Source organism: Winogradskyella sp., from assembly GCF_025210595.1.
Lineage (GTDB): Bacteria > Bacteroidota > Bacteroidia > Flavobacteriales > Flavobacteriaceae > Winogradskyella.
On sequence record NZ_JAOARH010000124.1, the window covers coordinates 1 to 14,346 of the forward strand.

At 30.8% G+C, this 14,346-nt stretch carries 13 protein-coding genes; 7 read left to right on the forward strand and 6 right to left on the reverse strand.

Annotated elements, in window-relative coordinates; all coding sequences use genetic code 11:
- Positions 1 to 190 precede the first annotated feature (190 nt).
- From N4A42_RS12570 to miaA, 7 genes are read left to right on the forward strand one after another with little or no spacing between them, the layout of a single operon-like run.
- Complete coding sequence (locus N4A42_RS12570) at positions 191 to 775, forward strand: M23 family metallopeptidase (protein WP_294074550.1); 585 nt, start codon at positions 191 to 193, stop codon at positions 773 to 775.
- Positions 776 to 778: 3 nt separating this feature from the next.
- Positions 779 to 2,017, forward strand: a complete 1,239-nt coding sequence (locus tag N4A42_RS12575; RefSeq protein WP_294074552.1) for a DUF1015 domain-containing protein — start codon at positions 779 to 781, stop codon at positions 2,015 to 2,017.
- A 54-nt stretch (positions 2,018 to 2,071) separates the two neighbouring features.
- Complete coding sequence (locus tag N4A42_RS12580; RefSeq protein ID WP_294074554.1) at positions 2,072 to 2,731, forward strand: YggS family pyridoxal phosphate-dependent enzyme; 660 nt, start codon at positions 2,072 to 2,074, stop codon at positions 2,729 to 2,731.
- A 35-nt stretch (positions 2,732 to 2,766) separates the two neighbouring features.
- A complete protein-coding gene (locus N4A42_RS12585; RefSeq protein WP_294074575.1) occupies positions 2,767 to 4,134 on the forward strand; it encodes an exonuclease domain-containing protein in 1,368 nt (455 codons plus the stop codon).
- Between the two features lie 2 nt (positions 4,135 to 4,136).
- Positions 4,137 to 6,083: a DUF3857 domain-containing protein gene (locus N4A42_RS12590; protein ID WP_294074557.1), complete on the forward strand. Its 1,947-nt coding sequence runs from the start codon at positions 4,137 to 4,139 to the stop codon at positions 6,081 to 6,083.
- 24 nt (positions 6,084 to 6,107) lie between these two features.
- The gene (locus N4A42_RS12595) at positions 6,108 to 6,929 is read left to right on the forward strand and encodes an ion transporter (RefSeq protein WP_294074560.1); all 822 of its coding nucleotides are present in this window, start codon (positions 6,108 to 6,110) and stop codon (positions 6,927 to 6,929) included.
- 1 nt (position 6,930) lies between these two features.
- Entirely contained in the window at positions 6,931 to 7,833 is a 903-nt protein-coding gene (gene miaA, locus N4A42_RS12600) for a tRNA (adenosine(37)-N6)-dimethylallyltransferase MiaA (protein ID WP_294074561.1), read from the forward strand.
- Positions 7,834 to 7,867: 34 nt separating this feature from the next.
- Here miaA and N4A42_RS12605 read toward each other — a convergent pair whose 3' ends face one another.
- From N4A42_RS12605 to N4A42_RS12630, 6 genes are all read right to left on the reverse strand, one after another.
- The gene (locus tag N4A42_RS12605) at positions 7,868 to 8,581 is read right to left on the reverse strand and encodes a response regulator transcription factor (RefSeq protein WP_294074564.1); all 714 of its coding nucleotides are present in this window, start codon (positions 8,579 to 8,581) and stop codon (positions 7,868 to 7,870) included.
- A gap of 9 nt (positions 8,582 to 8,590) precedes the next feature.
- Positions 8,591 to 10,159 (reverse strand): HAMP domain-containing sensor histidine kinase, encoded by a 1,569-nt coding sequence (locus N4A42_RS12610; RefSeq protein ID WP_294074566.1) that lies wholly within the window; start codon positions 10,157 to 10,159, stop codon positions 8,591 to 8,593.
- A gap of 73 nt (positions 10,160 to 10,232) precedes the next feature.
- A complete protein-coding gene (coaE, locus tag N4A42_RS12615) occupies positions 10,233 to 10,820 on the reverse strand; it encodes a dephospho-CoA kinase (protein WP_294074569.1) in 588 nt (195 codons plus the stop codon).
- A 28-nt stretch (positions 10,821 to 10,848) separates the two neighbouring features.
- The gene (locus N4A42_RS12620) at positions 10,849 to 11,805 is read right to left on the reverse strand and encodes a hypothetical protein (protein WP_294074571.1); all 957 of its coding nucleotides are present in this window, start codon (positions 11,803 to 11,805) and stop codon (positions 10,849 to 10,851) included.
- Between the two features lie 5 nt (positions 11,806 to 11,810).
- Entirely contained in the window at positions 11,811 to 12,812 is a 1,002-nt protein-coding gene (locus tag N4A42_RS12625; protein ID WP_294074577.1) for a glycosyltransferase, read from the reverse strand.
- Positions 12,813 to 12,885: 73 nt separating this feature from the next.
- On the reverse strand, positions 12,886 to 14,346 hold a 1,461-nt coding region (locus N4A42_RS12630), incomplete at its 5' end, for a T9SS type A sorting domain-containing protein (protein WP_294074573.1).

The following is a 14,346-nucleotide window of genomic DNA, read 5'->3' on the forward strand; positions in this document are numbered from 1 at the left end:
AAAATCTGGAGAAGGTTTCTATGACTATTCTGAAAGTCGTAAGGCTGAAAAGGTAGCTTCTCAATTTTCAAAATAAGACAATAAATGTCATTGCGAGTGCAAAAAATCTGGCAACATCATAATTAAAAACCGAGTTGTGAAAAATCAATTCAACTTCTTAATTTTTCTATTCATATTATCATGTAATAATATGAATAGAAAAATTAACAAAGAAGGTCTTGGCTCTCAAAATGAAATTATTAAAACAGAACCCAAAATTGAGATTAGTAAAGACATTAAGTATTTCAAAATATTTGAAGAAAACATAGAATTTGTTGCTTCTAATGGATTTGATTTTCCTGTAGGTAAACCAGATGGTAAAGGCTACTATAATGCACAAAAATTTCAAGAAAACAATCATTTAGGAGATGATTGGAATGGTGTTGGTGGTGGAAACTCAGATTTAGGAGATTCAATATATGCTATTGGAAATGGTTATATTAGTGAAGCTAAAGATTATGAAGGAGGTTGGGGAAATGTGATAAGAATCATTCACTTGTATAAAGGTAAACTTTATGAATCTTTATACGCACACTGCGATTCTATTTATGTTAAACCAAATCAATTTGTAAATAAAGGTGATCAAATTGCAACAATCGGAAATTGTGATGGCATATATTATGCTCATCTTCATTTAGAAATTAGGGATTCTGTAGATTTAGAAATTGGTGGTGGATACTCTACAATTACCAAAGGATATTTAGATCCAACAGAATTCATCAGTAAAAACAGATAAAAAATGGCAAAAATAATTCCTTTTAAAGCAGTTAAACCAAAAAGAGCTGTTGTTGGCTTGGTTGCTTCGCGTCCTTATCAGAGCTATACAATAGCTGAGCGAGAATCTCGTATGAACTATAATCCATATTGTTTTCTTCATATTGTAAATCCTGGTTATAAATACGATCAAGAAGTAACTGGCAATAAACGCTATGAGCTTGTTAAAAACCGTTACCAAGAGTTTAAAGAAGATGGCATTTTTGTTACCGATAAAGAACCTTCACTTTATGTTTACAAAATCGTAAACAGAAACAAACAGGTTTTTAATGGTATTATAGCTGCAACAAGTGCTGAAGATTATGAAAAAGATATCATTAAAAAGCACGAAGAAACCATAGCAAAACGCGAAGAAACATTTAAAAACTATATACAAACCGTAGGTTTTAATGCAGAGCCCGTGTTATTAACCTATCCTGATAATGAAGTTATAGCCAATATCATTAAAGAAACTCAAAAAGGTCATGCAGAGTTTGAGTTTACGATGACCTACAAAGACACACATTATCTTTGGAAAATAGACGATAAAGAGACCATTAAAGCTATTCAAGAAGAATTTAATAACATAAAAACTATCTATATAGCAGATGGCCACCATAGATCAGCTTCTTCTTATTTATTGCATAAAAATGAAAAAGAAAACAACGCCAATCATAATGGTACAGAGTCTTATAACTTTTTTATGTCTTATTTAATACCAGAATCTGATTTGGTAATTCAGGAATTTAGTCGTTTAGTTAAAGATTTAAATGGGTTAAGCAAAAAAGAGTTTTTAATAAAACTTGATGCCATCTATAGAATTGAAAACAGAGGATTAACACCTTACAGTCCTTCTAAACCTCATCATTTTAGCATGTATTTAGATGGTGAATTTTACTCGCTGTATTTAAGGAAAACCATTTACAAGTTTGATACTGCGCTAGAAAAATTAGATGCGCAATTACTTTACAAAACTATTTTACAACCTATTTTGGGTATAGATGATTTACGAAATGATAGTAGAATAGAATATGTGCATGGCAAACACGAAATGATTACCATAAAAAGTAGTGTAGATAGTGGCGAGTTTAAGGTTGGTTTTGGCATGTGCCCAGCAACAGTACAACAAATGAAAGAAATTGCGGATGAAGGTCTAAAAATGCCACCAAAAAGTACTTATATTTTACCAAAACTAAGAAGTGGAGTTACCGTTTATGAGTATTAAAAAAGTTTAATCGTATAGTTATTTATTCGTTTAACTCAACAGCAAACTATTTAAATGAGTATAAAACAAAACCTTCAGAATATTAAGTCTACTTTACCCAACAGCGTTACACTTGTAGCTGTTTCCAAAACCAAACCTGTAAGTGATTTAATGGAAGCATACCATGCTGGTCAACGTGTTTTTGGTGAAAACAAAATTCAGGAAATGGCTGAAAAGCATGAACAGATGCCAAAAGATATTATATGGCATATGATTGGTCATGTACAACGCAATAAGGTTAAATATATGGCTGAATTTGTGAGCTTAATTCATGGTGTAGATAATACTAAGCTATTAAAAGAGATAAATAAGCAAGCCTTAAAACATAATAGAATTATTGACTGCTTGCTTCAAATAAAAATAGCAGAAGAAGACAGTAAATTTGGTATGTCTGCCGAAGAAGCTTCTGCTTTACTTCAATCTGAAGAATTTTCAGAATTAAAAAATGTGAATGTTGTTGGGCTAATGGGAATGGCAACATTTACAGATAATATGGAGCAAATAGAGAATGAATTTAAATACTTAAATTCATTTTTCAACAAACTCAAGGCTCAAAACTCAAAGCTCAAAACACTAAGTATGGGTATGAGTGGAGATTACAAATTAGCTATTGAATGTGGTAGTAATATGATTCGTGTGGGAAGTAGTATATTTGGCGCTAGGAATTATCTGTAAGTAGAAAGCAAAATTATATTTTAAACCTTTAACTAATTTACGCAATATTAGACATAGAAACCACTGGTGGTAAGTACAATGAAGAAGGCATTACAGAGATTGCTATCTATCGTTTTGATGGTCATAAGACCATTGATCAATTTATTTCCTTGGTAAATCCAGAGCGAGAGATTCAACCTTTTGTAGTTAACCTTACTGGCATTAACTCTAATATGCTAAAGAATGCTCCTAAGTTTTACGAAGTTGCTAAGCGTATTGTAGAAATAACAGAAGATTGTATTATCGTTGCTCACAATGCTGATTTTGATTACCGTATTCTTAAAACAGAATTTAAACGATTAGGCTTTAATTTTAAACGAAAAACCCTTTGTACAGTAGAATTATCTAAGCAGCTAATACCAGATATGGAGTCTTATAGCTTAGGTAAACTAACACGTGCCCTTGGTATTCCAGTAAGTGATAGGCATCGTGCTAATGGTGATGCTCAGGCTACAGTAAAATTATTTAAAATGTTACTGAACAAAGACCTTGAAAAAACCATCATTAAAAATGCCATAAAAATTGAAAAAAAATCTAACCTCTCTACTAATTTAAAAGACATAATAGAAGAACTACCTACAGATACAGGCGTTTATTATATTCATAATGCAAATGGTGATATTATTTATATAGGTAAGAGCAGAAATATAAAAAAGCGCATAACACAACACTTCACCAACAAAAGCTCAAAGTCTAAAAAAATTCAGGCATTGGTAAGTGCTGTAACTTATGAAAAAACAGGTAGTGAATTAGCAGCTCTATTAAAAGAAAGTGAAGAAATAAAGAAGAATAAACCCATTTTTAATCGTGCATTAAGAAGAACTATTTTTACACATGCGCTTTATAGTTTTAAAGATGAAAACGGTTATCTTAATCTAAAAATAGATAAAGCAAATGGTCGAGAATTACCAATTACAACTTTTGGCACCAGATCTAGTGGCAAGCACTTTATGTTTAAAGCTACTCAAGATTACAACCTTTGCCAAAAGCTCACTGGTTTATACGTTTCTAGTACAAGTTGTTTTGAATATAATGTAAAAGAATGCTATGGAGCATGCATAAATGAAGAACTACCAGAAGATTATAATAAACGTGTAAGCGCTTTAATAGAAAAACATAGTTACGAAAATAAAAACATGCTCATCATTGACAAAGGAAGAGATCTCGATGAGAAAAGTGTTTACTTAATAGAAAATGGAATTTTTAAAGGTATGGGCTTTTTTGATCTTAACCACCAAATTAATAACAAAGAAGTGTTGCAATCTCTAATAACTCCAATGGAAAACAATAAAGATAATCAACATATCATTCAGAGTTATATACGCAAAAATAAGCGTATAAAAATTATTCAACTAAAAGATTAATTATGAAATTAAACTTTACGATAGCTATATTACTTTTTTCTGTTTTTTGCCTTGGTCAAAATTACAATATTGGTATGCAAGTATTAAAAAATGATTTAAAACTCAATACCTATGCAAAAGACTCTTCCTCAAATGCGCTAGTTATATATGACTATGGAAACAGTTATATTGATAAAAAAACGTTTAAGTTAGTATTTCAGCTAAAACAAAAAATTAAAATCCTTAAAACTGATGGTATAGAGCGAGGTGAATTTAAGGTAAAACTATATAAAGGCAAATCGTCTAAAGAAACCATAAGGAACATTAAAGGTGCTACCTTTAATCTCGTTAATGGTGAAATAGAGAAAATAGAGCTCAAAAAAAACGGTATTTTTAAAGAAGAGAACGAAAACTATACATTAGTTAAAATTGTATTACCAAAAGTAAAAGTAGGTAGCGTTATTACTATAAGCTATGAAACAGAATCTAAATTTATATCCAAATATCAACCATGGTATTTTCAAGGACAAGATCCAGTTTTATATAGCGAATATAATACAAGTATACCAGGAAATTACGAATACCATATAAAACTAGTTGGTAATATACCATTAGCCACAAATGACACTAAGCTTGAAAAAAAATGCTTAGAAGTTGGTAATGGAGGTTTTGCACATTGTTCTGTTTCTAAATATATAATGAAAGAAATACCTGCATATAAAGACGAGGGCTTTACTACTACACCTCTAAATTATATGTCAAGACTTGAATATGAGCTTAGTGTGTTACGTGGTTTTGATGGAAGTGTTGATAAGATTACTAATACATGGGAATATGCAGACAGAGAATTTAAAAACGATTCTGATTTTGGTAAACAGATTAACAAAAAAAGCCTTGTTAAAAAAGTTTTACCTAATGACATAAGTAATATTGGAGAACCATTAGATAAGGCTAAAGCCATTTACAACTATGTTTTAGACAACTACAATTGGGATAAAAAATATGGCCGTTTTGACGCTTCTGTCAAAGATTTATTAAAAGATAAAGTAGGCAACGCTTTTGAAATTAACTTATTATTACTTAATCTGCTATTTAATGAAAATTTTGAAGTATATCCTGTATTAATATCTACTAGAGAACGTGGACTAGCTACTAAATTATATCCTATACTTACAGAATTTGATTATGTAATTGTTAGCGTAAAAATAAATGGTAACACCTATTTTTTAGATGCCACAAATCCATATTTATCTTTTGGAGAGTTACCTTATAGATGCCTTAACCAATATGGAAGATTAATGGATTTAAAAGAAGGAAGTTATTGGGTGGATATTGATCCAAAAAAATATTCTGTAAGACAACATAGAGTTCAGTTAAATTCTTTTGACGAAACATCAATTTCTGGAGAATTAGCAAGTAACTTTTCGGGTTATCATTCACATGCATTAAAACGTAAATTTGATGAAAACATTCAGAATTACAAAAAAATAAAAGCTGAGAATTATACCAATTTTGAAGTAAACAATCTTGAAGTATTAGATTTTGATAAAAAAGACTTGAATTTTAAAGAACGTATTGACTTTACTTTTGAGCCAGAATTTATTGGTAACAAAATCTACCTCAATCCTTTTTTAATTACTTTTTTTGAAGAAAACCCTTTTAAAATACAAGAACGAACATACCCTATTGACTTTGGGTATAAAGATTCTTATCTATATGTTATGAGCATTGATCTTGGAAATGATTTAAAAATTCTTGAAATACCTAAATCCTTAAACTATGCTTTACCAAACAAATCTGGTTCATTTATATGTAATTATGAAGCCAAAAACAATAAATTATCTTTATACTTCAAAGTTAAATTTGATAAAGCCATATACGAATCAGAATATTACCCATATTTAAAAACCTTTATGGATAAAGTTATAGAAGCTCAAAAGAATAGTATAATAGTGTTAGAAAAACAATAAATCTACTTTTTAGTATTTTAAAACGTGAAAGAAAATAAAAAACAAAACTGGCGATCTAAACTTCATATAATCATTTATGAAGCAGATACACCTAAAGGAAAGCTCTTTGATGTCGTTTTACTTTTTGCAATTATTGCCAGTATTGTTTTGGTAATGTTAGAAAGTGTAGAATGGATTGACAATAAGTATCATGATATTTTAGACATTTCGGAATGGATTATAACCATTTTATTCACTATAGAATATATAGCAAGAATCGTTGTGGTAAAAAAGCCTATAAAGTATATTACCAGCTTTTATGGTATTATTGATTTACTTTCAACCATACCAAATTATCTAACGTTGTTTTTTGCTGGTTCACCACCACTTGTTGCTTTTAGAGCATTACGTCTATTGAGAGTATTTAGAGTATTAAAACTAACCAGATATATTGGAGAATCTACAAATTTTGTTAGAGCCTTAAAAGCGAGTAGAGCAAAGATTACCGTTTTCTTATTTTTTGTTGTAATACTATGTATTATTCTAGGTACAGTAATGTATTTAGTAGAAAGTAAAGAAAGTGGTTTTACAAGCATACCTCGAAGCGTATATTGGGCTATTGTTACGCTAACTACGGTAGGTTATGGTGATATTGCACCAATAACACCCTTAGGGCAATTTATTGCTTCAATAATAATGATAATGGGTTATGGTATTATTGCGGTACCTACAGGTATTGTCTCTTCAGAGATGACTAAAGTTAGCAAAAAAGACGTACAAACAAACACTCAATCCTGCCCAAGTTGCGCATCAGAACATCATAGAGATGATGCCGAATTCTGCCATCAATGCGGTCACAAATTATAACATGAATAAAACTCTAATTTCAGTAATAGGACCAACAGCTATTGGTAAAACTGCGCTTAGTATTAAGTTAGCACAACATTTTAACACCGAAATTGTTTCTGCGGACTCCAGACAGTTTTATAAAGAAATGAATATTGGTACTGCTGTACCATCTATTGAAGAACTAAAAGCTGCAAAACATCATTTTATTCAGCATAAATCTATAAAAGACAATTATTCTGTTGGCGATTTTGAACGCGATGCTATTTCCACCATTTCAAAAATTCACAGCTCTAATCCTGTTGCTATTATGGTTGGTGGCTCTGGACTATATGTAAAAGCCGTTACTAAAGGATTAGACGATCTCCCTAATGTAAATGAAGATATTAGATTAGATTTAAATGAAAAATTAAAAAATGAAGGTTTATTATCCTTACAAGAACAACTAAAAACATTAGACCCAAAGGCATACAAAATCATAGCTATTGATAATCCGCAAAGAGTCATAAGAGCTTTAGAAATATGTATTGGTACAGGTAAGCCTTACTCTTCATTTTTAACCAACACTGAAAAAACACGCGATTTTAAAACCATATCTATTGGCTTAGATGCAGAGCGTTCTATAATTTATGATAGAATAAACCAACGTGTAGATATTATGATTAATGAAGGGCTTGTTGAAGAAGTCGAAAAACTAATTCCCTTCAAAGATTTAAACGCATTAAATACAGTAGGCTACAAAGAATTATTTCAATATTTTGAAGGCAACTACAGTTTAGATTTTGCCATTTCAGAAATAAAGAAAAACACAAGACGCTTTGCCAAACGTCAATTAACCTGGTTTAGAAAAGATGATAGCGTACTGTGGTTTAACTACGAAACAGATACAGAAGCTATTATAAATTCCATTAAAGAACAGCTATAAAAAAACCGATACAATTGTATCGGTTTTATATTTTCTATTTATCAACTCCATTGATAACCAACCTAAACCCTTCACCATGTATATTTAATATTTCCACATGTGGATCTGGTTTTAAATATTTACGAAGTTTAGCAATATACACATCCATACTACGAGAAGTAAAGTAATTGTCGTCTCTCCAAATTTTTGTTAATGCTAACTCTCTAGGCATTAAATCGTTTTCGTGTAATGCTAACAAACGAAGTAATTCATTTTCTTTTGGTGATAACTTTGTTGGTTCTCCACCATCTAACTTAAGAAAACGAAGCTTAGAATTTAAATCAAAACGTCCAATCTTAAACTCAAACTGTTTGCTATCTGCTACTGAGTCTGTTGCTTTACGTTGCATAATAGCTTTAATCTTCATTAATAAGACTTCGCTATCAAAAGGCTTATTTAGGTAATCGTCTGCACCTACTTTATAACCTTTAAGTACGTCTTCTTTCATTGCTTTTGCTGTTAAGAAGATAATAGGCACTTCGGTATTTTTTTCGCGTATTTCTTTAGCTAGAGTAAAACCATCCTTATAAGGCATCATTACATCTAAAATACATAGATCGTAATCGTCTTTTTTGAACTTCTCAAAACCTTCCATTCCATTTTTGGCATGGACAACGTCGTAATCGTTCATCATTAAATAATCTTTTAAAACAGTTCCAAAATTTGGATCATCTTCAACTAAAAGAATTTTCTTGTTTTGTTCTTCCATGGTTCGTTTTTATGATATTAATGGCAACTTTATAATAAAAGTACTGCCTTTTCCTTTTTCACTTTCTACTGATATATGACCTTGGTGGTCATCTACTATTCTTTTTACATAGGCTAATCCTAACCCATGCCCTTTTACATTATGTACATTGCCTGTGTGCTCTCTATAAAATTTTTCGAATACACGCTTGGCAACTTGCTTAGACATACCATTACCTTGATCTGTAATCTTTAGAATAATATTGTTTGCAATATTTTCTGTGTATACATCGATCTTTGGCTCATCATCTGAATACTTTATGGCATTATCTAAAATATTAACGATCACATTTGTAAAATGTGTTTCGTTAGCTAAAACTGAAGATTTTACAGCTTCTAAATGTGTTTTCACATACCCTTTTCTATCTTCTACAATTAACTCTACATGGGTTATAGCATCCTCAATTAAGTCGTGAAGCCTCATACGCTCCTTACTTATATTTAGCTCATTTTTTTCTAGTTTAGATATACGCAATACGTTTTCTACTTGCGCGTGCATACGCTTATTTTCATCCTTAATCATACCCAAATAACGTTTCACCTTGTCTTGGTCTGCAATTATTTTTGGGTTTTTTATGGCATCTAATGCTAAATTTATAGTGGCAATTGGTGTTTTAAACTCATGCGTCATATTATTAATAAAGTCGGTTTTTATCTGCGATATTTTGCGTTGCTTTATTAATTGGTATATCGCACTAGAAAATGCCAAAATAATTACACCTGTAAAAACAATAGAGAGCACAATCATAGGTAATATTGTGGATACCAAATACTTTTTTCTATTTGGAAAATCTAGCCACAATCTATAACTACTTTCATTATTACTGTCTATAAAGATAGGTATTCCATAATAGGCATTATTTTTTTCAAAGTTTCTTGTTTGAACTTTAGTTGCCAAATCATCATCATATATGGCAAATTCAAAACCTAAATCTATACCTTCACTTTTTAATTTTCGCTTTAGTAACGTTTCAATCTGTAAAATGCTTACCCTTTTATGTATTGGTACTTTTCTAAGTAAGGTCTTAAAAGAATCTTCATAAGCTTTTTTATCAATCTCGGTTAGATTAGAGAACTCTACTAATGTCTTAGATGGTTTAATTCCTAAATTTCCGTCTATTGTTGACCTATCATAAAAATCTGTAGTACGCTCGCTAGTATAATTACTTATATCTATACTGTCTGTATCTATTTCAAAGAACAAAGAAGGCACTTTAAAACGCTCTTCTAATATAGTATTGCGATGAATAATGGTTTGATCATTTACATCATCTGGTGCGGTAATATACAAATGTCTAATTACCGTTGAATCTGGCTTTTTATTTTCAGCGATATAAGGCTGAATTAGACCGTAATATTTTCTTATTTCATAATCTTGAATGTCTCTTGAAACAAAACTCAACGCTCTAGTTACACTCAGCGTAAAATTCTTTTCCTCATTTTCTAAACTATTGTTTATAAAAAATGATTGCACAAAAATTATTCCAATGAGAGACAAACTCATTAAAATCACCAATAAGATGAATAGTTTTTTACTCATCAGTCAAATTTAACATTTTAACATTTAGAATAAATTATGTTTAACCTTACATTAACAAACAGAAGTCTTATAATTATATTGTTTTTTGAAGTAAGATTTCATGAATTTCATTAGCTTGTTTTTTAGCATCGGCTAAACTATCATTGACAATAACAAAGTGAGATTTTTCAACTTTTTCTTCATCTGAAAGTTGATTTCTAATAATAGATTCTACTTTTTTTTGATTGACATCATCTCGCTGCATTACACGCTCAATTCTTAATCCTTCTTCTGCAACAACTGTTATAATATAGTCGTATTGATATTCTAAATTGTTTTCAAAAATAATAGCTGCTTCTTTTATTATGTAGGGTGCATCTTGTTTTTTTAACCAACGCTTAAAATGTGAAGCAACCTTAGGATGAACAATAGCATTCATTTTGGACAAAAGTGTTTTGTCATTAAAAATTTTTGAAGCCAAATATTCTCTATTAAGCTCATTGTCTTTATATGCCAAATCACCAAACAATTGAATAAGTTTGCGCTTAATAACTTTAGAACGATTCATTAAAGCTTTGGCTTCTTTATCAGCAATATAAACAGGAATACCGTACGACTCAAAGCATTTTGCTATAGTCGTTTTTCCGCTTCCAATTCCTCCTGTAAGACCAACTATTTTCACACATTTAAATTTTGATAATTAATTGATTTTATAATTTTATAAAATCAACGCGCTTTTGTTTAATATGCATACGTTTTATAAACTTAGGACTCTTAGTAATCTTAGGTACAAAATACATTTGATTATCACTAATATCTCTAAAATTACATTCAACACTAAAATCGTTAGACATAATAGAATTATAATTTTCTAAATCTACATAATATGAAACAGATACTGTTTTGGGAAAATAATTAATTACAACATTTTTTGGCTTATTGGTAATAATTATTGGTACTTCTATGACGCCTTCTGTAAAACGTTTTACCTCTGCTGAGACATTTACAGATTCGGGAAAAATATTTACATCTTCAATCTTTACCAACTTAATCGTCTTGTCTATGCTTTTATTAACTCCCTTAAGCTTTAATTGCTTTGTAGATACATGAGTAATTTCTTTTAATCTATCTGTAGACCCAACTATTTTAGCACTATCAACACTTAAATTATAATCTCCTTTAATATCAAAACCTGCAGCATATCCTATGTTAGAATTTATCGCTATTGGCACATATTTTGAAGCTCTTTTTGAAAAAGGTAATGACAATGTATCTGGCTTTAAGGATAATATTTTGTATGAAGATCCTAATTGGTCTTCAATAAGAAAATTATGCTTTTGCACATCAAAAATATATTCTCTTTGCTTTGTAATAACGTCTTTATTTACCTCTAAAACTAAAGATTTAGAATTATTAAAAACATAAGGTACTAAAGCAAAGCCTTTAGCTTCTACTAAAACATTTATTGTATTCAAAGAATCTTCCGTAAGGATAATTTCTTCTTCTACACCAACTAATCTTACGTCCAGATGTATAATCTGTTTATAATCGTTCGAAAGTTTTGAAATAATTAAGAATACAAATGCAATTGCTACAAACATGCTAAAGCGCTTTACATTTCGCTTTTTTAGATATTCTAATATGTTTAATCTTTTCTTTGAGTTCATGTCTATTAAAAAAACAAATCAGGAAATGTTTCCTCTGGCTTTTTTCTTAATAATGTAATGTTTATTATAGATTTAAGGAAACCATATCCGTAGCCAAAAAACTGAACTAAAATAGCCAAAAGGGCAAAAATGGCCACAGTAATACTTTTACTACTTATTATCGCTAAAATAAAAGCAATTACAAAATAAAATACATAAAGATATAATGGCAACATTATGCCAAGTGTACTCATTAATACAGCTATTATAAGACCCAATGAAAACAAAGTTGGAAACCAATACATTAAACTTTTAGATTTTGGATGCCACAAATTTAGAATGGGTCTTACAAGTCCAAACCTTTTCACTTGTTTATAAAACTTAGACCAAGATATACGACGTTTATGATAAACATAAGCCGTTCTTATTAATATAGTTTTGTATCCTAGTTTACGTAATCGCAAAGATAAATCTGGATCTTCCCCTGGATGAATTTTTCCAAATCCACCAGAATCAATAAAGGCTTTTTTAGATAAACCCATATTAAAGCTTCTTGGCTGAAAATCTTCAACCTGCTGCTTACCACCTCTAATTCCACCAGTAGTAATAAATGATGTCATTGAAAAATTTATAGCTTTCTGAAGATTAGAAAACGATTGATGTGCTGCATCAGGTCCTCCAAAACAGTCATAATAGGTTTTAGAAAGAAAAGCATCAACTTCTGTTAAATAATTCGCTGGCAAAATAACATCAGAATCTAATATGATAAAATAGTTTCCTTTTGCCTTTTTCATTCCGTAATTTCTAGAATCACCAGGACCAGAGTTTTTTTTATAGTAATACGATATATTTAATTGCGCTTTAAAATTATTTATAACTGCCTCTGAAGTATCTTTTGAGCCATCTTCAATGATTACTATTTCGTAATTAAAATTTCCTTCAAGATTCACAAAGCTTTCTAATAACTCTCTTACTTCTTCAGGCCTGTCAAATACAGGAATTATAAATGAAAAGCTTAATATATCCATATCTACAAAGGTAACTAAAGAAAATACAAAAGCCACCTAATAGGTGGCTTTTGATAAGCTAAGTAAGCTATACCTATTGCTTAATAACTCTTATAGTTTTTGTAACGCCAGCTATAGTAACTTTCACAAAGTAAGTACCATCTTGTAAGCTAGACATATCTAATTCACTATTCACAGTATTAGGAGTAGCTCTTAATACTTCTTGACCTAGCATGTTATACATAGCAACATTCTCAATAGAGTTTTGAGCATTTAATGTTAATGTATTTTGTACTGGGTTTGGATAGTAAGTAAATGCAGCTGCATTTTCAAAAGAAAGATTTGACAAAGTAGCTGAATATGCAGATACTTGAAACTCTCCTGTTGCATTATTCCCATACTCCCATACTCTAAAGTATATCGTTTGATTTGCTAAAGCTATGTCATTTACATTTATAATTGGATGCGATCCATTTGTACTACCATCATCATTACACTCTATAAGAGTTAAAGATCCACAAGATCCTGAATAAGCTGCACCACCTGTATCTGAAACACCACCAGTTTGTGTATTTACTTCTAAAGTTATCATACCATCACTAGGAACCACTACACTATACCATGCATCCCCTCCTTGATAACTTGCACAACCTGGTGCCAACTCACCTGAGTCTGTTGCTCCTACATTAGTACCTACAATAGGGTTATCTGCAAATACAGCTCCTGGTGTTAATGCTATAGCATCTGCACAATCATTATTAGCTGGTGGACATGTATATGAAAAAGATCCTAATCCAAAATCACATGCTGCATCTGAATGCTCTAATGTTAAAGTTACTGAAGCACCTGAAGCATAAGGACCTACTTGAACAACTCCTACTCCTGAAATGGCAAATGTTGATGTCCCATCATTTATTTGAGTTCCATCACCTACTGTAGTAACATCTACATCTACATAGAACTGCCCATTTGCACAATCTTCATTAATTACTGAAGAATTCACAACTGCCTGAGTACAAAGAGGTGCTTCTCTTAAACTAATATCATCAAGTAAGATATCATGATTAAATGTAAATCCACCTGCACTATTGTCTCCTGTTATTGTAAAACGTAATTGTACATCTCCTGTTATAGTTAATGTAGATAAATCTGTAGTATACTCCATCCAATTAGCACCTAAATTAGCTTGAACAGTATTTACAACATTCCATGCAGCACCATCGTATACTTCTACCTGTAAAATATTTAATGCTGCATCATCAACATTATTACTAAATACCCAATAATTTAATTGTGGTGTAGTAAGACCTGAAACATCTACTAGAGGCGATAATAAAACGCTTGATTCCCCATTTCCATTATCAGAACCATCCATTCCTATAAATGTACCTCCACCACCTGTAGTATGGTCTGCAACATTACTTGCTCCATAATCAGCAAAACCAGCTGGTGTAGTTCCATTTGTACTACCATATTCCCATGTGTTATCTCCACTCTCAGACCAACAGTTTGGTAAACTATTTGTTGCAAATGGCTCTGACCATGGCGCAGTAAA